The following is a 19,371-nucleotide window of genomic DNA, read 5'->3' on the forward strand; positions in this document are numbered from 1 at the left end:
CGACGTCGGGAATGCAACGAATTTCACCGTCGTGTGCAACCGAACTATGGCCGAAACGGACTAAATAGTCATAAGCCACACGAAAGCCGCGGTTCCGGCAATAATGCGGTACCAAGCAAACGGCACGAATCCATAGCGTGTCACGACCCCGACGAACCACTTCACGACCAGCAGCGCGACGATGAACGCGACGACGAAGCCGAGGCCGATCGCGCCAAGCCCGACGCCTTGCCCGCTCAGCAATTCGTGCCGGTTCTTGACGAGTTCGAGCGTGGTCGCGCCGAGCATCGTCGGGATGGCGAGGAAGAAGCTGAACTCGGCCGCGGTGCGCCGCTCGACGCCGAGCGCGAGCGCACCGAGGATCGTCGCGCCCGAACGGCTGACGCCCGGCACCATCGCCAGACATTGCAGGCAGCCGATCCCGACGACCTTGCCGAGCGGAATGTCCGCGACGCCGACGATGTCGCTTTTGGGGGCGAGCCGCTCGACCGCGATGATCGCGATCCCGCCGACGACGAGCGCGATCGACACGACCACCGCATTGCCGAGCAGCGCTTCGATCTGCTTGTGGATCGCAAGCCCGAGGATCGCGGCGGGGATGAACGCGACGAGGATGTTGCGCACGAAGCGCAGCGACACCGGATCGCGCCGCGCCAGACCCATCGCGACCGCGAGGAAGGTCCGCCAGTACAGCACGACGATCGCGAGGATCGCGCCCAGCTGGATGACGATGTTGAACACCTGCCACCGCGCCGCGTCATAGCCGAGCAGCTTGGTCGCGAGGATCAGGTGACCCGTCGACGACACCGGCAGGAATTCGGTCACCCCCTCGACGATGCCGAGCAGGATGATGCTGATGATGTCGCCCACGAAATTCCCCTAATAGACGGCGCTTATGCCGCCGCCGGCACCGCGAAGCGTCCGCCCTTGCGGTAGCGCACCAGCCAGCTCGGCGCGACCGCGTCGAGCGGCGTCGGCGTGATGCCGAGCAGCTCTAGTCCGTTGGTCGCCGAAACCACATTGTCGTTTGCCAACATCTTCCACTGATCCTGCGTGATCGGCGCACCCGGGAGAAAGCCGGCCGCAGCGATCGCCGCGCCGATCGCATCGGGCAGCTCGACGATTTTCGGCGTGCGGTTGGTCGCCTTGGCGATCCAGCGCACCAGAGCTCCCATCGACAGCACGTCGGGCCCGCCGAGCTCGAGCGTCTTGCCGGCGGCGATCGCGGGATGGCTCAGCGCCGCGATCACGGCGTCGGCGACGTCACCGACATAGACTGGCTGGAACTTGGTGCCGGCGCGCAGCACGGGCACGACATGGACGAGCGGCATCGACGCTGCCGTCGCGACCATCGCGGCGAAGCGATTGATGAATTGGTCCTCGCGCCCAAACACGATCGACGGGCGCAGGATCGTGGCGGTCGGGAAGGCGGCGTGGACGGCAGCCTCGCCTTCGCCCTTCGAGCGGCCATAGGCCGAGGCGGAGTGCGGATCGGCCCCGATCGCCGAGACGTGGACGAGCGATGCGACACCCGCGGCGGCAGCGGCCTCGGCGACGATCCGCGCACCCTCGACTTGGATCTTCTGGAAGTCACCGCTCAGGATGCCGACGAGATTGACCACCGCGTCGGAGCCCGCGACCGCGCGGCGGATCGAATCGGGCTTGGAAATGTCGGCGACGGCGAATTGCGTCTGACCCAAGCCACCGAGCGGCTTGAGAAAAAATGCCTGACGCGGATCGCGCTGCGCGATTCGCACGCGCGCACCGCTTGCGAGCAGCGCCTGTGCGACATAGCGGCCGAGAAACCCTCCGCCGCCGATCAGCGTAACCAGTGTATTCTTCATCGCGTGCGCCTTGTGCCTGCCATTCGCTTGGGGTGGTCAGCCCTTGCCCCAGCACACAGTGTGTTGACAAGGCCGACTCGCCTCCCCTAAGGCCCGCGACCTACCCAGTGCCCGGATGGCGGAATTGGTAGACGCACCAGCTTCAGGTGCTGGCGCTCGCAAGGGCGTGGAGGTTCGAGTCCTCTTCCGGGCACCATTCGTTCTTCGCAGGACATCCGACCACCATCGACAAAACGGCAGATTTTTGCCAGCTTGTCCTGTGTGGTGTCGGATGATGTTCGAGCAGATTTCAGCCGACCTTAGCTCAATATGGGCCATGGCCCGAACCATCGGTGGCCCGTCTGAAAGATTGCCCGGCGGGCCATCCCGACGCGGTTGACTGGATGTCTTCGATCGAACCCGATCATATCGGGATGTGCAGGCGCCCCTCACATAAGGGGCGCGAGCGCGGGATTTGTGATCTAACGCAGGCGCGATGACAAAGCCTTTGCCACGACCGCCCGCTGCCCTGTTGCGGAACGCTTCGCTGTTCCTCGATTTCGACGGAACGCTCGTCGCGCTTGCCGCGCGCCCCGATATGGTCGCGGTCGATGCTCGGCTTGCGGCGTTGATCGCGCGGTTGACGGAACGGCTCGATGGCCGCGTCGCCTTGATCAGCGGGCGCTCGGTCGATGGCATCGCCGCGCTGTTCGGCAGCCTGCCGCTCACGATCGCGGGGAGCCACGGCACGGAGGTGCGCTGGCGCGACGGAACGGTATCCTTACCGGAACGACCGGTTGCTCTCGATCGTATTCATGCCATCATGACAGAATTAGCACACGCAACGCCGGGCCTGTTGGTCGAGACGAAGACGCTGGGCGAGGCGCTGCACTATCGCGGCGCCCCCCATATGGAAGCCGCGGCACACGCGCTCGCCGGGAAGCTTGCGGACGAGACGGGGCTGCACTTGCAGACCGGCAAGATGATGGTCGAACTGCGCGTCGGTGGGGCCGAAAAGGGAAGCGCGCTACGCCAGTTGATGCAGCGGGCGCCGATGGCGGGGCATCGCCCAGTCTTCCTCGGCGACGACGATACCGACGAACCGGCTATGGCCGCTGCCGCCGCGCTCGGGGGTGCGGGTATCCTCGTGGGCGATCCGCGCCCAAGCAGCGCACTTTACGGTCTGCACGATGTCGCCGACACGCTCGCCTGGCTCGAAACCGCGTGCGAGCAGGCGGCATGAGCTCGGTCGATCTGTGGCCGATCGGCAATTGCCAGGTCAGCGCGCTCGTCGATCGGGCGGGCCAGTTCGTGTGGGGCTGCGTGCCGCGGATCGACGGCGATCCGGTGTTCTCGTCGCTGCTTGGCGGCGAGACCCCCCAGGCCGGCTTCTGGGCGATCGAGATCGAGGACAGCGTGCAGGTCGAGCAGCACTATGTTCGCAACACCCCGATCCTGGTGAGCCGTCATACCGACGCGACGGGCAACGCGATCGACGTGATCGATTTCTGCCCGCGCTTCGAACGCCAGGGGCGCAGCTATCGCCCGGTGTCCTATGCGCGGATCGTGCGGCCGGTGACCGGCAGCCCGCGCATCCGCGTGCGGTTGCGCCCGACGTGCGGCTGGGGCGGGTCCTGCGGCGAGCAGACCGGCGGGTCGAACCACATCCGCTTCCTGATGCCGGGCATGGCGCTGCGTCTGACGACGACCGCGCCGGTCGGGATGGTCGAGGAAGAGCGCGCGTTCCGCGTCGAGCGGCCACTGCATTTCTTCCTCGGGCCCGACGAGGGGTTTGCGGGCGATCTGGCCGCGACGCTCGACACGATGCTCGCCGATACCACGCGCTACTGGCAGGAATGGGTGCGCGGCCTCGCCATTCCGCTCGAATGGCAGGATGTCGTGATCCGTTCGGCGATCACGCTGAAGCTGTGTCAGCATGAGGAAACCGGCGCGATCGTCGCGGCGATGACGACCTCGATCCCCGAACATGCCGGATCGCAGCGCAACTGGGATTACCGCTACTGCTGGGTGCGCGACGCGTATTATACCGTGCAGGCGCTCAACCGCCTCGGTGCGCTCGACGTGCTCGAAAGCTATCTCGGCTACCTGCGCAACATTGTCGATGACGCCGCTGGCGGGCACATCCAGCCGCTGTACGGCGTGCTGGGCGAGGCGCGGCTCGAGGAGCGGATCGAACCGGCGCTCGCGGGGTATCGCGGCATGGGGCCGGTTCGCGTCGGCAACCAGGCCTATGAGCAAATCCAGCACGATGCTTACGGCCAGATCGTGTTGTGCGCGGTGCACGCCTTTTTCGACACGCGCTTGTTCCGCATGGCGGGCCTCGAGGATTTCGAATCGCTCGAGCGCGTGGGCGAGCGCGCCTGGCTCAATTACGACGCGCCCGATGCTGGTCTGTGGGAGCTGCGCACGCGCAAGAGCGTCCACACCTATTCGTCGGCGATGTGCTGGGCGGCGTGCGACCGGCTCGCCAATGCCGCGCTGGCGCTCGGCCTGACCGATCGCGCGACCTTCTGGCAGGAGCGCGCCGACACGATCCGTGCGCGGATCGAGACCGCTGCGTGGCGGCCCGAGACCAAGCGCATGTCGGCGACCTTTGCCGGCGACGATCTCGACGCGAGCGTGCTGCAATTGCTCGATCTGCGTTTCTTGTCGCCCGACGATCCCCGCTTCCTCGATACGCTGACGGCCGTCGAGGCGGGGCTGCGCCGTGGGTCGTTCATGCTGCGCTACGCGATCGAGGACGATTTCGGCCTGCCTGAGACCGCGTTCAACGTCTGCACCTTCTGGCTGATCGAGGCGCTTCACTTCACCGGGCGCAGCGCGGATGCGCGCTCGCTGTTCGAGGAGATGCTGGCCAGACGCACCGCCGCCGGCCTGCTCTCCGAGGATATCGAGCCCGAGACCGGCGAATTGTGGGGCAATTACCCGCAAACCTATTCGCTGGTCGGCATGATCAATTGCGCCGTCCTGCTCAGCAAGCCGTGGAGCGCGATCCGATGAGCCGGCTGATCGTCATCTCGAACCGCGTGTCGGCCCCTAAGGGATCACAGTCCGGCGCGCAGGGTGGGCTGGCGGTCGCGCTCGCATCGGCGCTGCGCGAGCATGACGGCCTGTGGTTCGGCTGGTCGGGTGAACGGATCGATACGTTCACTGGCGAGATCGACTATCAGGTCAATCAGGGTGTCACGACTGCCACGATGGACCTGGAGGACCAGGACATCGACGAATATTATAACGGCTATGCCAACCGGACGCTGTGGCCGCTGTTCCACTACCGCGTCGATCTGGCCGAATATGAGCGCGATTTCGCGGGCGGTTACCAGCGGGTCAACGCGCGCTTCGCCGACATGGTCGCGCCGCTGCTCGAGGCCGACGACGTGGTGTGGATCCAGGATTACCATTTGTTCCCGCTCGGCGACGAACTGCGCCAGCGCGGCTGCGGCAATCGGCTCGGTTTCTTCCTGCATATTCCCTGGCCGCCGCGTCGGCTGCTGTCGATCCTGCCCGAAGCGGCGGAATTGGTGCGGCGGATGTTCGCCTATGACGTGATCGGCTTCCACACCGCGGAATGGCTTGAGTCGTTTCTCGACTTCGTCCGTCTCGAGCTCGGCGGAACGATCGGTGCGGACGGGATCGTGAAGCTCGGCGACCGCAGCGTGCGCGCTCTGGTGTGCCCGATCGGGATCGATACGCCCGAATTCGTCGAGCTCGCAGCGGGCGTGCCGGCGCGGCTGGCGTACCGGAAGATGCGCGACAGCGCCGATGGCCGCGACATGATCGTCGGGGTCGACCGGCTCGATTATTCGAAGGGGCTGGAGCAGCGCTTCCTCGGCTACGAACGGTTCCTGGTCGAGCATCCCGAAGAGCGCAAGGAAGTGTTTCTCCTGCAGATCGCGCCGCCGTCGCGTGGCGCGGTCGGCAGCTATCAGCGGATTCGCGACACGCTGCAGGGCCTGTCGGGGCGGATCAACGGTGCCTATGCCGATGTCAATTGGGTCCCGATCCGCTACGTCAACCAGGGCTATGGCCGCGATACGTTGGCCGGCATCTATCGGGCGGCGAAGATCGGACTGGTCACGCCGCTGCGCGACGGGATGAACCTGGTGGCGAAGGAATATGTCGCCGCGCAGGATCCCGAGGATCCCGGCGTCCTGATCCTCTCGCGCTTCGCCGGGGCAGCGGCCCAGTTGACCGAGGCGATCCTGGTCAACCCGTATAGCGCCGAGGAAGTGTCCGACGCGATCCTGAAGGCCATGCGAATGGATCGCGCGGAGCGCATCCGTCGTTGGCGCGCGTGCATGGATTCGATTGAATCGCAGGACATCAATTGGTGGCGGCAGACGTTTCTCGACGCGCTCATGCTGCCGCGAGCCGGCGCCTAGGGTCTTGCGTGCCTGGACAGCGATCCTCCAATCCGAGCGGATTGACCGCAGACCCCGGCTAACCGGAGCGTTGGCTTGAACCCGGTGTGACAAGGCGCAGGGTCGTGGGATCGGGATCTCCTCGCTCGGCAGGCGCAGCGGTGTCCCGTCGGAGCGCTCCCAATGCACCAGATTGCGGCCGAGTGCAGGGGCGATCTGCAGATCGATGATGCGCGACAAGCCGCCGGCCTAATCAATCCGCGCGATCGAGCCTAGCTCCGCTCAGCATCCTTTCGCTCGGAATAGCGGTCGACGAGCTGCGCGGTATGGGGGCGCAGTACGATCGTGAAGCGGACCAGCTCCTCCATCACGTCGACGATCCGATCATAGTAAGCCGACGGCTTCATGCGGCCCGTTTCGTCGAACTCCTGATACGCCTTTGCAACGCTCGACTGGTTCGGGATCGTGAACATCCGCATCCAGCGCCCGAGGAGGCGTAGCGTGTTGACGCTGTTGAACGACTGCGACCCGGCCGATACCTGCATGACCGCGAGCGTGCGTCCTTGCGTCGGGCGCATCCCACCCATGGCGAGCGGCAGGTGGTCGATCTGCGTTTTCATGATGCCGGTGACTTGTCCGTGCCGCTCCGGGCTGCACCACACATGTCCTTCGGACCATAGCGACAGTGCGCGCAATTCGTGAACCGCGGGATGGTCGTCGCCTGCCACCTGATCGGGCAGCGGCAGGGTCGAGGGATCGAAGATCCGCGTTTGCGCACCGAAGAACTCGAGCAGCCGCGCGGCTTCCTCGACGCACAGGCGCGAGAACGAGCGTTCGCGAAGCGACCCGTAGAGCAGCAGGATGCGCGGGGCGGGATCATCCGGTCCAAGGCCGATCGCCGGACGCCGCTGGGCGTAGCGCGGATCGAGCGCGGGGAGATGGGTTGGATCGGGCAGCGAGCGCAGCGGCATCAGCGAAGACTGAGCCGTAGCGCCAACGCTGCGAGCGTCACCAGCAGGATCGGGATGGTCAGCGTCACGCCGACCCGGAAGTAATAGCCCCAGCCGATCTTCACGTCCTTCTGCGCGAGGACGTGGAGCCACAGCAGCGTCGCCAGCGAGCCGATCGGCGTGATCTTTGGCCCGAGATCGCAGCCGATGACATTGGCGTAGATCATTGCATCCTTGATCGCGCCGGTGGCGTGGGTCGCATCGATCGAGAGCGACCCGACGAGCACGGTCGGCATGTTGTTCATGATCGATGACAACAGCGCTGCGATCATGCCGGTCCCGAACGCCGCGCCCCATACGCCGCCATGTGCCGCGTAATCGAGCGCGACCGCCAGATGATCGGTCAGGCCCGCATTCTTGAGGCCGTAGACGACCAGATACATGCCGAGCGAAAAGATCACGACCTGCCACGGCGCCCCGCGGACGACCTTGCGGGTTTCGATCACAGGACCGCGCGCGGCGATGACGATCAATACCAGCGCCCCCACCGCGGCGGTCGCGCTGACCGGGACGCCCAGCGGCTCGAGCAGGAAAAACCCGGCAAGCAGCAGCGCCAACACCACCCATCCGGCACGGAACGTCGCGCGGTCGCGGATCGCTTCGCCAGGCACGCGAAGCTGCGTCACGTCGTAATTCGAGGGAATGTCGCGGCCGAAGAACAGGAGAAGCGCCGCCAGCGTCGCCGCTATAGCCGCCAAATCGACCGGCACCATGACGAGCGCATAGTGCGCAAAGCCGAGCTTGAAGAAGTCCGCCGAAACGATGTTGACGAGGTTCGAGACGACGAGCGGCAAGCTGGCCGTGTCGGCAATGAAGCCCGCCGCCATCACGAACGCCAGTGTTGCCTTGGTGCCATAGCCGAGCGCCCGCAGCATCGCGATCACGATCGGGGTCAGGATCAACGCCGCGCCGTCATTGGCGAACAGCGAGGACACTGCCGCCCCCAGCAGCACGACGAGCGCGAACAGCCGCTTGCCGTTCCCGCCACCCCAGCGCGCGACGTGGAGCGCCGCCCATTCGAAAAAGCCAGCTTCGTCGAGGATGAGGCTGATCAGGATGATCGCGACGAACGCGCCGGTCGCGTTCCACACGATCCCCCACACCACCGGCACGTCCGCCAGCGTGATCGCGCCGGCCAGCAACGCGACGAGCGCACCGGCCATCGCGCTCCACCCGATGCCGAGTCCCCTGGGCTGCCAGATGACCAGCGCGAGCGTCGCGAGGAAAATCAGCACGGCGATCGTCATCAGACGATCCGCGCGCCATCCGCGTCGATGATCGCCTCGCCATCTTCCTTGGTGAACGCCCCGATGTGCGTTGCGGGCAACAGGTCGAGGACGATTTCGGACGGACGGCACAGCTTCACGCCGAGCGGCGAGACGACGATTGGGCGATTGATCAGGATCGGATGCGCGATCATCGCATCGAGCAGGACATCATCGCTCAGCGTTTCGTCGGCCAAGCCCAGGTCGGCGTAGGGGGTGCCCTTTTCGCGCAACAGGTCGCGCGGGCTTAGGCCCGCCCGGTCGATCAAGCGGCCGAGCAACGCCCGCGACGGCGGCGTCTTGAGATATTCGACGACGTGGGGCTCGATCCCGGCATTGCGGATCATCGCCAGCGTATTGCGCGACGTTCCACAGGCGGGATTGTGATAGATGATGATATCGGCGGTCATGCCAGGCGCGCGCGCGTCGGGCGTCGCGTCTTCGGGCACGCTGGTATCGATACGGTCGCTCATGCGGTGCCCTCTTCGACGCAGCGGCCACGCAGCACCATGTCGCCCATGCGCGCGCAGATTTCCGGATTGCCATCGCAACAATCCTCCAGGAGATATTCGAGCAGGTTGGCCATGCTCTCGTATCGTGCCGAGTAGATCAGCGACCGGCCATCGCGGCGGTTCTCGACCAGATCGGCATTGGTCAGGATGGTGAGGTTGGACGATAGGGTATTGGGCGGGACGTCGAGCCGCCGCGCAATCTCGCCGGCCGCGATCCCTTCATGCCCAGCCTGTACCAGCATCCGAAAGACGGCGAGCCGACTCGGATGGGCAAGCGCCGAGAGCGCTGTGACAGCGTTTTTTAGTTCCATCGTTCGACTATAGCCGAACTATCGTATCGTGCAATGAAAAGCGCTGACCTGTGTCGGGCCGACCCCGACACAGGATCCGTCGTTCGTGCGATGGTTATTGGATGCGGAACGCGCCGGTATATGCGTTGTCGGCATCGCCAAGCGTCGTGCTGCTGAACTGGAACATCCCGCCCCGGCGCGTCAGCGGAGCCTGGAAGCGGATCGTGGCGCGTTCGCCCGCTGCAAGCACGATCTGCCCGTCGCGCACGAGACCACGGTCTTCGCGGCTCAGGCGCGCTGCGGCGAAAAAGGCCTTCTGCGTGAGGTTGTGGCCCTTGTCTGATCGGTTCGCGATATGCAGCACGTACGAGCCGCCGCGGCGCAAAGCGATATTGCGGGGGACAAAGCCATGATCGGTCATCGTGATCGTCACTGGCTGCACCGAGCGCGAAGCGGGGGTTTGCGCGAGGGCAGGGGTGGCCAGGGCAACCATGGCAAGCAGGACGGTTTTCATTGCGGTGTCTCCGTGTCGCATTCGCAGATGCAAATGACGGAGGGCGTGGATCGTTCCGCGCGCCGTCGCCTGTCGCGGTGTTCGGACCTTTGGGTGGGATCGCCCGTTTTAGAGCGTTCAAGCACCGCGCGAGAACTGACGCAGGTCGTATCGTAAAAGGCCGCCGCGTCTCCGCGGCGGCCCCTGACAAGATCAGCGTTTGTTTAGATCTTGTCGCCGAGTGCGCCCTTGACGCTGCCCTTGACGTCCTGCGCGGTGCCCTTGAGCTGCTGCGCTTCGCCTTCGGCGACCAGCTTCTCATTGTCGGTCGCCTTGCCGATTGCTTCCTTGACGTTGCCGGCGATCTTGTTGCCTGCGGCGTTCAGCTTGTCGGTGAGTTCGCCCATGATTTTTCTCCATGACACCGCCGGGACCGCCTGCCGGCCCGGTCGTTTCGCGAACAGAACAGGCAAAGGCGACGTCGGTTCCGTGGTCGGCCGCGATCGTGCGTTATGCGTCGAATGTCGCGAACATGCCGATCGCCGCCAACGCCATCGTCGCGGTCGCCAGCCAGCCGATGATCGACAGCATCCGCGGCAGGCGGAAAGCGCCCATCGCTCTCGGGTTGTGCGCCAGAAGCATCATCATGATCATCACGGGAACGGCGACGATGCCATTGATGACCGCGCTCCAGAACAGCGCCTTGATCGGGTCGATCGGCGTGAAGTTGAGCGCTCCGCCCACCAGCGTCGCGGCGGCGATCATTCCGTAGAAGCGCTTGGCCCGGCCCGGTTTGCGGGTGAGGCCGACATGCCATCCAAAGACTTCGCCCAGCGCATATGCCGATGATCCGGCAAGCACCGGCAGCGCAAGTAATCCCGTCCCGATGATGCCAAGCGCGAAGATCAGGAAGGCGAAGCGCCCGGCGATCGGTTGCAGCGCCTGCGCTGCCTGCGCCGAGGTCTGGATGTCGGTGACGCCGTGCGCGTGCAGCGTGGCAGCGGTCGTCAGGATGATGAACAGCGCGACGACGTTCGAAAAGCCCATGCCGACGATCGTGTCCCAGCGAATCCGGCGCAATTCGGACGGGGCCTGTTCGGGCGCGCGAATGAGCGGCTTGGCGCCGGCGCGTTCCTTGACGTCCTCGGCTTCTTCCTCCGCCTGCCAGAAAAACAGATAGGGGCTGATCGTCGTGCCGAGGATCGCGACGACCACGGTCAGATAGGCGGCGTTGAAGGTAATATCCGGGATGACCACCGCATGCGCGACGATGCCCCACGGCAGCTTCACGATGAATGCGACGCCGACATAGGCGAACAGCGATACGGTCAGCCATTTGAGCACCGAGACATAGCGCGCGTAGCGCACGAAGATCTCGAGCAGCGCGGACGCCACGGCGAACAAGGCGACGTAGAGGAGTTGCGGCCCGCCGATCAGCAGCTGCAACGCCGCCGCCATCGCGCCGAGATCGGCACCGAGATTGATCGTATTGGCCACGACCAGCAGCGTGACGATCGCGTGGAGCAAGGGCGCCGGATAGTGTCGTTTGAGGTTGCCGGCGATCCCGCGGCCGGTGATCCGGCCGATCCGTGCGCTGATCTCCTGGATCGCGCACATCAGCGGCCAGCTGAACAGCATGATCCACCCGAGGGTGTAGCCGAACTGCGCGCCTGCTTGCGAATAGGTCGCGATGCCGCTCGGATCGTCGTCTGACGCACCGGTAATGAGGCCGGGGCCGAGCACATCGCGGAGCCTGGGGCGCTGGGGCTGTTTGACCGCGTCGGGTGGATTGGGCGATGCTGCCAGATCGGTCACGTATGCAGTCGCCTTGGTACGGCCGAAGGCCGGTTGCCGGACGCGTACTCCCGAAACGCGCTTTCTCCATAGCGTGTTCGATGCGCTACTCAACGCACGTTACACGGTTTCGACTGTCGGCGCGCCGCACCGACTTCGCTCGGCGCCGTCGACCGGGATGACCCCGGCGACGCCTCTCCGCGCGCCCGGGAAGAGCAACGCCCTCCCCAGGCCCGACGGGTTACGCCAGCTGGCAGATATCCAGCACGCTCATGTCGGTATAGTCCTGGTTCTCGCCCGCCATTGCCCAGATGAAGGCATAGGCCTTGGTGCCCGAGCCCATGTGGATCGACCACGGCGGCGAAATAACGGCTTCCTCGTTCGCCATCACGATGTGCCGGGTGGCCTCGCCCTCGCCCATGTAATGGAACACGCGATCCTTCTCGAGATCGTCGAGCTCGAAGTAGAAATAGATTTCGCTGCGGCGCTCGTGGATGTGCGGCGGCATCGTATTCCACACGCTGCCTTCCTTGAGCACGGTGAGGCCCATCACCAGCTGCGCGCTGTCGCAAATGCCGGGGATGACCATCTGGAAGATCGTGCGCTCGTTCGATTCGGCGAGGGTGCCGCGCTCGAGCGCGGTCGCATCCTTGGTCGAGATCAGTTTGGTCGTGAACGCCTTGTGCGCTGGGCACGACGCTAGATAGAAGCGCGCGCCGTCGCCCGAGAATTGCACGTCCTTGGCGCCCATCGTCACGTACAGGCAATCCTTGTTGCCGAGCGTAAACGCCTCGCCATCGACCGTTACGATGCCCTTGGCCTTGCCGACATTGACGATCGCCAGTTCGCGGCGCTCGAGGAAGGGATGCCCCGCCGCCGAGGCCGGTTCGGTCTGGTCGGGAAGCTTGACCGATCCGGTCGCGACCGCGACGCCGCCGATCACGAAGCGCTCGGCATGCGTATAATTGAGCACGCATTCGCCGGCGCGGAACAGATCCTGGATCAAATAGCGGTCGCGCAGCTCGTCGTTGGAGACGCACTCCATCATGTCGGGGTGCGTTGCGTAATAGGTGCGGTCGAACATGTGAAACTCCGTTTCAGATATCGGACCGCCTGCGCCGCGAACGCGCGGAGGTCAAGCGGCTACGCGTTCGATCTGGTGCGCCGCACGCCAGAATGCCCGAGCACGTTTCCGACCGCCTCGGCCGCCTGCTTCACCCATGGCGCAAGCTCGGCCATTCGCGCGTCGCTGAGATAGGGGGCCGCGGCGGCGACGTTGATCGCGGCGACGATGCGGCCGGTGGCATCGCGCACCGGGGCTGCGACCGAGCAGATCGAATCGGGCGGCGGTCCGCGCTGCAGCACGACGCCGCTCGCCGCCGCGGCCTCGAGCGCCGGCAACAAGGCGTCGGGGCGATGCTCCGGTCCGATCAGCGTCTGCAGTCGCGCCCATTCGGCGGGCGTGTCGTCGAGCATCAGTGCCTTGCCCATGCCGGTCTCGGGCAACAGGCGGCGCGTGCCAGGCTGAGTCGTCACGGCAACACGCTCGCTGCCCTGCGAGCGCAGCAAATGCACCGAATACTCGCCGTCGCGCCGGCCGAGGAACGCGCTCAGCCCGGTGCGCTCCGACAGCGCGTCGAGATGCGGGCGTGCAATCGCGGCGATGTCGGTCTGTTCGCCTGCGCGGTGGCTCAGCCGCAACAGGCTCGGGCCACCACGAAAGCGACCGTTGCCCGATTGTGCGAGAAACTCGCGCCCGGCGAGCGCGGTCACCAGGCGATACGCCACACCGCGCGGCAAGCCCGAGCGCGTCGTCAGCTCGGCGAGCGTGAGCGACTCGTTGACCGCGAGCTCGAGCAAATCGAGCCCGCGCTCGAGCGTCTGCGTCCCGGTCTTGCGCGAATCATCGGCGTCGCTGTTCGCCGCCTTGTCGCTCATGCGGCAAGACCAAGGGGGCGGGGGAAGGCGGGGAGAAGCGCGGACATGCGCTGTCCTAGCAGATTTGCGGCTGCGCTTGCCAGCGGCTCGATGATGGCGGGAGCGGTCGGATCGGTTCGCCAATCGCGTCGGGATGGCATACGCTAACTTCCATTTTGTAGTAGTTCGATTCGCAGTGCGGGATTGTCGCTTGAGCGTCAGGTGGGTACCCCTACCGAACACCACGCGACACATCGTGGATCGGGAGGTCGGTATGCACAGCATTGGCAGAGCGCGCGCGGGCGCCGTCGGGACCGCGACTTCCCGCTTGCTGGGTGTCGCGGCGCTGCTCGCCTCGACTGCCGCGTCTGGGCAGACGGTTGTTCAAATCGATGCCAGCCAGCCGCCACCGCCGCTGCGCAGCGCCCATCTGCTCATGGGGACCGCTACGGGCCCTGGCGGCACGATCGGCGTCAACAGCCTCTATCTGACGCGCGATGGCAAGCCGTGGCTGCCGGTGATGGGCGAGTTTCACTTCACGCGGACGCCCGCGGCCGAGTGGGAGGCGGAACTGCTCAAGATGAAGGCCGCGGGGATCGACATCGTGTCGACCTACGCGATCTGGAATCAGCTCGAACTGGCGCCCGGTCGGCTCGATTTCACGGGCACCCGCGATCTGCGCCGCTTTGCCGAGCTCTGCCGCAAGCACGGGCTGCTGCTCTTCCTGCGTCCAGGCCCGTGGGCGCATGCCGAGGCGCGCTTCGGCGGCATCCCAGATTGGGTCGTCGCACGCTCGCGCCCGCGCAGCGACGATGCCGCGTATCTGGCGGAGGTCGACCGCTTCTGGCGCGGGCTTTACGGACAGGTCGAGGGGCTGCTGTGGAAAGACGGCGGCCCGGTGATCGGCCTTCAGATCGAGAATGAATATAATCTCGACGGCCCGGGCCAGGGGCGTCAGCATATCGCGACGCTGAAGGCGCTGGCGCAGCGGATCGGGTTCGATGTGCCGCTCTATACCGTTACCGGCTGGGACCATACGGTCTATCCGCGCGGGCAAGTGGTGCCGGTGATGGGCGGCTATGTCGACGAGCCGTGGTCGGCCAAGACCGGGCCGCTACCGCCCAAGGAAAATTACCTGTTCCGCTTCGGCAGTCGGGTGAGCGGCGATCTCGGCGCGCAGACGCGCGGGCGGGCGCGGGGCGACGCCGAGGATGACGCCGACGACACGCCTTTCCTCGGCGCGGAATATGGCGCCGGGGTGCCGGTGATGTATCGCCGCCGCCCGATCGTGTCGCCGAGCGACATCGGTGCGGCGATCACCACGCAGCTCGGTTCGGGCGTCAATCTGCTCGGCTATTACATGTTCCACGGCGGCGCGAACCCGCTGGTCGACGGTCGTGCGGTCGAGGAGACGCAGGCGTCGGGCGGGTATAATGACGTGCCGCAGATCGGCTACGACTTCCAGGCACCGCTCGGCCAATATGGCGAGGTCAATCCGGTGAGCGGCGCGCTGCGGCCGATCCATGCGTTCCTTGCCGCATATGGCGATCGCCTGGCGCCGATGGCTGCGCATGCGCCGACGCGGTTGCCGGCAGCCGCCGCGGATGTGGCTACGCTGCGCTGGTCGGTGCGATCGGACGCGCGCGCGGGCTTCCTGTTCGTCAACAACCATGTCCGGCAATATCCGATGGCAGCGCACCCGGACATGCGCTTTGCGGTGAAGCTTGGTGCGGAGACGCTGTCGCTGCCGTCGCACGGGGTGACGGTGCCGAGCGGCGCGAGCTTCTTCTGGCCGATCAACATGGACCTTGACGGTGCAACGCTCGTCTGGGCGACGGCGCAACCGCTCACGCGGCTGCAGGACGCAGCGGGGCCGATCCATGTCCTGGCGGCGACGCTACCGGGTGCAGTCGAGCTTGCCTTCGCCGCGAGCAGCGTCACGCGGCTGTCGGTAGCGTCGCGCAACGATGGCGCGGGTCGCCTTATCGCGGCGGTGACGCCGTCGCGGCGACCGATCAGCGTGACGCTGCGCGACGGCAGCGTCGTCCGCGTGCTGGTGCTGAGCGCCGACGATGCCGCGCGCGCCTGGGTCGGCGAGCTCGCGGGGCAGCGACGATTGGTTCTCACCACGGCCGGGGTGAGCTTCGATGCCGATCGTCTGACCTTGAGCCAGCGCGGCAACGCCCGGTTCGATTTCGCCATCCTGCCAGCGCCGCAATCGATCAGCGCAGACGCGGCGATCGGGCGCACCACGGACGGCGCCTATTCCGCGACGGTGCCGGTTCGCGCCATGCTTGCCGTTACGCCCACCGTCGTGCGCGAGGCCGGCGTCGCACCGCCGGTCGCAATCGGCGGTCCCGCCAAGGCGGCGCTGCAGCCGCTGCCCGAGGCGCATCGCGCAGCCGCCGCCTGGTCGTTCACGCTGCCGCGCAGCGTGCTGGCGGGGCAGGGCGATGCGTGGCTCGAGATCGACTATCGCGCCGACATCGCCCGGCTGTTCGATGGCGCCGACATGCTCGATGATGCCTTCTGGGATGGCCGGGTCTGGCGGATCGGATTGCGGCGCTTCGCCGATCGGCTCGGCAAGCCGTGGACGCTCACCGCGCTCCCGCTGCGCAGCGACGCGCCGATCTACCTCGACGACAGCGCACGCACGCTGCTCCCGGCGACGGGCCAGGTGGCGGACCTGCGGACGATCCGCGTGGTGCCCGAATATACGCTCAGCGTCCGCGCGCGCTGACGGGCAAGCGAGGGGCGACCGATCCGCCCCCCGCGCCCTCCGACTACAGCTTGAAGTTCACGCCGAAGGTGAACGTCCGCCCGATGCGCGTCTGGAACAGCGTGTCTTGGCGGACGCTGTCGGTGTAGAGCCGGTTCTGCTCGCCCGTCAGGTTGGTGCCCTCGACGATCAGCTTGATATTGTCGTTGACGTTGTACGAGGCCGAGGCATCGACGAACAGCGTCTCCGAATTGCCCTGCAGATCGCTGCCCGGCGACGCCGGGATGCCGCGGATGAAGCCGTCGCGCCAATTGGCGGTGCTGCGGATGCTGAACTTGCGGTCCTCATAATACAGCGTGCCCGAAGCGGTGTTCTTCGACAGGCCGACCAGATCGGCAGTGGTGGTCACGGTCGGCACGCCGTTCACGCTCGCCAGGATGTAGCGGATGCGCGAGGTGACGTGCGTGTAGTTCGCCAGCGCGCCGAAATTCTTGAGGAAACCGGGGAGGAAGGTGAAGGGCATTTGCACATTCGCCTCGATCCCCTTGAGCTTGCCGCCGGGCGTGTTGGTCGGGCGCGAGATCGTGAAGATCTCGGTCGGGGCGGTGTTGGTGCCGTTGAGCAAGGCCGCCGGCAGGCCGAGCGTGTTGAACACTTCCTGCGTGTTGACGTTCTGCACATAGGACTTGATGTCCTTGTAGAAGAACGCCGCCGACAGCAGCGCACCCGGGCGGAAATACCATTCGACCGCGGCATCGAACGTCGTCGCGCGGATCGGATCGAGCTGCGGGTTCTGGAAGCTGCCGACGCGCGTCGTCGCGGTGATCCCGCTGGTCGGGGTCAGCTGCGCCAGCTCGGGCCGTGCGAGCACCTTGGCGCCCGAGAAGCGGAACAGCAGATTGCGGACCGGCTCGATCACCAGATTCCCCGATGGCAGCCAGTCGCTGTAGCGCTTCGACGCACTCTGGAAACTGCCGGTCACGCCGGTCGGCGACGAAGGCAAGGCGATCGAAATATAGCCCGACGAAGTCTGGTCGGTGTGGACGTAGCGCACCCCGGCATCGCCGCGCACGCCGATACCCCCCAGCCGCTCCCCGAGGTCGAACGCCGCCATGGCATAGGCCGACGACACTTCCTCGAGCACACGGCTCGACTGCGCGCCGCACTCGATCCCGCAATAGCGCACGGCATTGAGGTTGAAGGTCGAGATCAGCTTGTCGGGATCGAGCGCCGCCCAGCTTGCCGGGGCGCCATTGCCCCAGAGCTGGTCGACACCCTTGATCTGCGTGGTCAGGCTGGCCAGCGTCGTCCCGGCGGGCAACGCCTTCGTCACGACGTCGGCGGTGTAGGGGACGAGGTTGCGCACGGTGAAGTCGGCGCGGCGATACTGGCCGCCCGCCTTGAGCGTCAGGCTGTCGCTGACCTTCCAGTGGAAGTTGAGCTCGCCGGTCGTGCCGTTGTTGGTGTTGACCGACGGCTTGCCCTGGAAGTTATAGCCGCCGCGCACCGTGCCGTCGGCCAGCGCGGGCCCGTACGCGAAGGCGTTGGGATCGGCGACGTTGAAGCCGAAGCCGAGCAGCGGCGTGTCATTTCCCTTGCGATAGTCGACCGAGAAATTGGGCGTGTCGATCGCATCCATGAACGACTGGAAGCGCTGCTTGTTGTCGAATACCGATTCGTTGATGCCGAACAGGCCGGTGACGCCGAAGCGGTCGGTGAAATCGTGCTTCAAGTTGAGGTTGGCTTGCTTGAAGGTCGAAACGAAGCGATCGACCAGCCCTTCCGAGCGGACGTCGACGCCGTCGAACAGCCCGTAGACCAGGCTGCCCTTCGGGCTGAGCTGCACGTCCTTGACCGAGGTGACCGGCTGGCCGTTGTTCGTCGCCGAGCGTCCGAACGACAGGCCGGCGATGTAATTGTCGCGGCGCACGACATCGAACCGCGAATAGAGCAAGTCGAGCGAGATGTCGGTGGCGCTGTCGGGCTGCCACTGGAAGGTCAGCGTGCCGCCGATCCGCTTCTGGTTCTGCGTCGAGTTGAGGTAGCGCGGAATGCGCGGCAGGAAGGCGCCGCTGCCCGGCGTGTTGGGCAAGTCGGCACGCCGCGCGTTGACGATGGTGTTGTAGGCAGCCGCGGTGCTGGTGCGCGGTACGCCCGGATAGCATTCGGTCGCCGAGGCGCCTTTGCTGCCGACCGCCGGGTTCACCGGCGTGAAACCGACCGGCGAGCAGAATCCGCCATTGGTGTTCGACGACAGGATGTCGACCGCCGAATAGCCGACTTCGCGGATGTCGCGCTGCTGATAGGCGACCGAAGCGAGCACGCCGAAGGTGCCGTCGGCGAACTTCTTCGAAACGAGCAGCGAGGCGCGCGGGTTCACCTTCTTGGACAGCTCGTTGTAGATGCCGCGCGCGGTCGCGGTCAGCGTGAAGTCACGCTTGCCGGCGAGCGGCTTGGGCGCGGTCAGATCGACCGTCGCGCCGAGCGAGCCTTCCTCGACATCGGCGGATGGCGTCTTGCGAACCGCCAGTTCGGAGAAGATTTCGGTCGGGAAGACGTTGAAGTCGAAGCTGCGGCCGCTGTTGCCGGCGCCGTAAATGTCCGACGACCCGGTCTGCGCGGTGCCTTCCATGCCGTTGATGCGAACGCGCGTGAAGGCGGCGCCGAGGCCGCGGACCGAGATGTTGCGACCCTCGCCGCCATCGCCGCGCGCGAGCGCGACGCCGGGAATGCGCTGCATCGATTCGGCGAGGTTGGAATCGGGGAACTTGCCGATGTCCTCGGCGACGATGCTGTCGACCGCGGCGGTCTCGCGGCGCTTCTGGTTGATCGCGGCGTTGAGCGAGGCGCGAAAGCCGGTCACGACGATGTCGGGCGCCTGCGCGTCATCGGTCGGAGCGGCGGCGGTTTCGGGCGGTGTGGTTTGGGGGGCGCTCGCCTGCTGCGCCCAGGACGGGGTCGCGGCGACCATAAGGGCCAGCGTGGAAACTTGAGCGGCTGCGAGCGCGGCGCGACGATAGGTCATGATATCCTCCCCGAAAATCACGCGGGTCAGTCGTTGCTGATCCCAATATGTGAAGTGCGGTATCTATATACGGCTAATTAAATGCCATATGAAAGGATAAATGTACGACATGTGAAATTCCGTGTCGTGCGAGATACGCTC

16 protein-coding genes and 1 tRNA gene are annotated in these 19,371 nt (G+C 65.8%); 5 read left to right on the forward strand and 12 right to left on the reverse strand.

Going from position 1 to position 19,371, the window contains the following annotated elements; genetic code table 11:
* Window positions 1-60: 60 nt before the first annotated feature.
* Window positions 61-870 (reverse strand): undecaprenyl-diphosphate phosphatase, encoded by an 810-nt coding sequence (locus tag ACP7C5_RS15650; protein ID WP_189676101.1) that lies wholly within the window; start codon window positions 868-870, stop codon window positions 61-63.
* A 23-nt stretch (window positions 871-893) separates the two neighbouring features.
* Window positions 894-1,844 carry a complex I NDUFA9 subunit family protein gene (locus ACP7C5_RS15655; RefSeq protein WP_426264934.1) on the reverse strand — a complete coding sequence of 317 codons (951 nt, stop codon included), beginning with the start codon at window positions 1,842-1,844 and terminating at the stop codon, window positions 894-896.
* 109 nt (window positions 1,845-1,953) lie between these two features.
* On the opposite strand from ACP7C5_RS15655, the gene ACP7C5_RS15660 reads away from it, so the two are divergent.
* The 4 genes from ACP7C5_RS15660 to ACP7C5_RS15675 all read left to right on the forward strand — a co-directional run bounded on the left by ACP7C5_RS15660 (window position 1,954) and on the right by ACP7C5_RS15675 (window position 6,226).
* Window positions 1,954-2,040, forward strand: a tRNA-Leu gene (locus ACP7C5_RS15660).
* 279 nt (window positions 2,041-2,319) lie between these two features.
* A complete protein-coding gene (otsB, locus tag ACP7C5_RS15665) occupies window positions 2,320-3,066 on the forward strand; it encodes a trehalose-phosphatase (protein ID WP_426264935.1) in 747 nt (248 codons plus the stop codon).
* Window positions 3,063-4,844: a glycoside hydrolase family 15 protein gene (locus ACP7C5_RS15670; RefSeq protein ID WP_426264936.1), complete on the forward strand. Its 1,782-nt coding sequence runs from the start codon at window positions 3,063-3,065 to the stop codon at window positions 4,842-4,844. The genes otsB and ACP7C5_RS15670 overlap by 4 nt, the downstream gene beginning before the upstream one ends.
* Window positions 4,841-6,226, forward strand: coding sequence for an alpha,alpha-trehalose-phosphate synthase (UDP-forming) (locus ACP7C5_RS15675; RefSeq protein WP_426264937.1), 1,386 nt, complete (start codon window positions 4,841-4,843; stop codon window positions 6,224-6,226). Before ACP7C5_RS15670 ends, ACP7C5_RS15675 begins: the two co-directional genes overlap by 4 nt.
* 251 nt (window positions 6,227-6,477) lie before the next feature.
* Here ACP7C5_RS15675 and arsH read toward each other — a convergent pair whose 3' ends face one another.
* The 9 genes from arsH to ACP7C5_RS15720 all read right to left on the reverse strand — a co-directional run bounded on the left by arsH (window position 6,478) and on the right by ACP7C5_RS15720 (window position 13,507).
* The gene (gene arsH / locus ACP7C5_RS15680) at window positions 6,478-7,176 is read right to left on the reverse strand and encodes an arsenical resistance protein ArsH (protein ID WP_426264938.1); all 699 of its coding nucleotides are present in this window, start codon (window positions 7,174-7,176) and stop codon (window positions 6,478-6,480) included.
* Entirely contained in the window at window positions 7,176-8,462 is a 1,287-nt protein-coding gene (locus ACP7C5_RS15685; RefSeq protein ID WP_426264939.1) for an arsenic transporter, read from the reverse strand. The genes arsH and ACP7C5_RS15685 overlap by 1 nt, the downstream gene beginning before the upstream one ends.
* A complete protein-coding gene (arsC, locus tag ACP7C5_RS15690; RefSeq protein ID WP_426265047.1) occupies window positions 8,462-8,890 on the reverse strand; it encodes an arsenate reductase (glutaredoxin) in 429 nt (142 codons plus the stop codon). Before arsC ends, ACP7C5_RS15685 begins: the two co-directional genes overlap by 1 nt.
* Window positions 8,891-8,949: 59 nt before the next feature.
* On the reverse strand, window positions 8,950-9,303 hold the full coding sequence (locus tag ACP7C5_RS15695; RefSeq protein WP_133190704.1) for an ArsR/SmtB family transcription factor: 354 nt from the start codon (window positions 9,301-9,303) through the stop codon (window positions 8,950-8,952).
* Window positions 9,304-9,397: 94 nt separating this feature from the next.
* Window positions 9,398-9,796, reverse strand: coding sequence for a cupredoxin domain-containing protein (locus ACP7C5_RS15700; RefSeq protein WP_426264940.1), 399 nt, complete (start codon window positions 9,794-9,796; stop codon window positions 9,398-9,400).
* A 203-nt stretch (window positions 9,797-9,999) separates the two neighbouring features.
* Window positions 10,000-10,182 (reverse strand): CsbD family protein, encoded by a 183-nt coding sequence (locus tag ACP7C5_RS15705; protein ID WP_133190700.1) that lies wholly within the window; start codon window positions 10,180-10,182, stop codon window positions 10,000-10,002.
* Between the two features lie 103 nt (window positions 10,183-10,285).
* Window positions 10,286-11,590, reverse strand: a complete 1,305-nt coding sequence (locus ACP7C5_RS15710; RefSeq protein ID WP_426264941.1) for an NRAMP family divalent metal transporter — start codon at window positions 11,588-11,590, stop codon at window positions 10,286-10,288.
* A gap of 220 nt (window positions 11,591-11,810) precedes the next feature.
* Window positions 11,811-12,653, reverse strand: coding sequence for a 5-dehydro-4-deoxy-D-glucuronate isomerase (gene kduI / locus ACP7C5_RS15715; RefSeq protein ID WP_426264942.1), 843 nt, complete (start codon window positions 12,651-12,653; stop codon window positions 11,811-11,813).
* Window positions 12,654-12,712: 59 nt separating this feature from the next.
* A complete protein-coding gene (locus ACP7C5_RS15720) occupies window positions 12,713-13,507 on the reverse strand; it encodes an IclR family transcriptional regulator (RefSeq protein WP_426264943.1) in 795 nt (264 codons plus the stop codon).
* Between the two features lie 253 nt (window positions 13,508-13,760).
* Here ACP7C5_RS15720 and ACP7C5_RS15725 point away from each other — a divergent pair, with 253 nt between their 5' ends.
* Window positions 13,761-16,226, forward strand: a complete 2,466-nt coding sequence (locus ACP7C5_RS15725) for a beta-galactosidase (RefSeq protein ID WP_426264944.1) — start codon at window positions 13,761-13,763, stop codon at window positions 16,224-16,226.
* 43 nt (window positions 16,227-16,269) lie between these two features.
* Here ACP7C5_RS15725 and ACP7C5_RS15730 read toward each other — a convergent pair whose 3' ends face one another.
* Entirely contained in the window at window positions 16,270-19,230 is a 2,961-nt protein-coding gene (locus ACP7C5_RS15730; protein WP_426264945.1) for a TonB-dependent receptor, read from the reverse strand.
* Between the last annotated feature and the right edge of the window lie 141 nt (window positions 19,231-19,371).

The organism is Sphingomonas sp. PWP1-2, assembly GCF_049898305.1.
GTDB lineage: Bacteria > Pseudomonadota > Alphaproteobacteria > Sphingomonadales > Sphingomonadaceae > Sphingomonas > Sphingomonas glacialis.

Excerpts from the sequence above, each read along its gene's own strand:
- ACP7C5_RS15705 (WP_133190700.1), bottom strand. The coding sequence starts at position 10,182 with ATGGGCGAACTCACCGACAAGCTGAACGCCGCAGGCAACAAGATCGCC.
- ACP7C5_RS15700 (WP_426264940.1), bottom strand. The coding sequence starts at position 9,796 with ATGAAAACCGTCCTGCTTGCCATGGTTGCCCTGGCCACCCCTGCCCTC.
- otsB (WP_426264935.1), top strand. The coding sequence starts at position 2,320 with ATGACAAAGCCTTTGCCACGACCGCCCGCTGCCCTGTTGCGGAACGCT.
- ACP7C5_RS15675 (WP_426264937.1), top strand. The coding sequence starts at position 4,841 with ATGAGCCGGCTGATCGTCATCTCGAACCGCGTGTCGGCCCCTAAGGGA.
- kduI (WP_426264942.1), bottom strand. The coding sequence starts at position 12,653 with ATGTTCGACCGCACCTATTACGCAACGCACCCCGACATGATGGAGTGC.
- arsH (WP_426264938.1), bottom strand. The coding sequence starts at position 7,176 with ATGCCGCTGCGCTCGCTGCCCGATCCAACCCATCTCCCCGCGCTCGAT.
- ACP7C5_RS15730 (WP_426264945.1), bottom strand. The coding sequence starts at position 19,230 with ATGACCTATCGTCGCGCCGCGCTCGCAGCCGCTCAAGTTTCCACGCTG.
- ACP7C5_RS15655 (WP_426264934.1), bottom strand. The coding sequence starts at position 1,844 with ATGAAGAATACACTGGTTACGCTGATCGGCGGCGGAGGGTTTCTCGGC.
- ACP7C5_RS15670 (WP_426264936.1), top strand. The coding sequence starts at position 3,063 with ATGAGCTCGGTCGATCTGTGGCCGATCGGCAATTGCCAGGTCAGCGCG.
- ACP7C5_RS15725 (WP_426264944.1), top strand. The coding sequence starts at position 13,761 with ATGCACAGCATTGGCAGAGCGCGCGCGGGCGCCGTCGGGACCGCGACT.
- ACP7C5_RS15720 (WP_426264943.1), bottom strand. The coding sequence starts at position 13,507 with ATGAGCGACAAGGCGGCGAACAGCGACGCCGATGATTCGCGCAAGACC.
- arsC (WP_426265047.1), bottom strand. The coding sequence starts at position 8,890 with ATGACCGCCGATATCATCATCTATCACAATCCCGCCTGTGGAACGTCG.
- ACP7C5_RS15695 (WP_133190704.1), bottom strand. The coding sequence starts at position 9,303 with ATGGAACTAAAAAACGCTGTCACAGCGCTCTCGGCGCTTGCCCATCCG.
- ACP7C5_RS15685 (WP_426264939.1), bottom strand. The coding sequence starts at position 8,462 with ATGACGATCGCCGTGCTGATTTTCCTCGCGACGCTCGCGCTGGTCATC.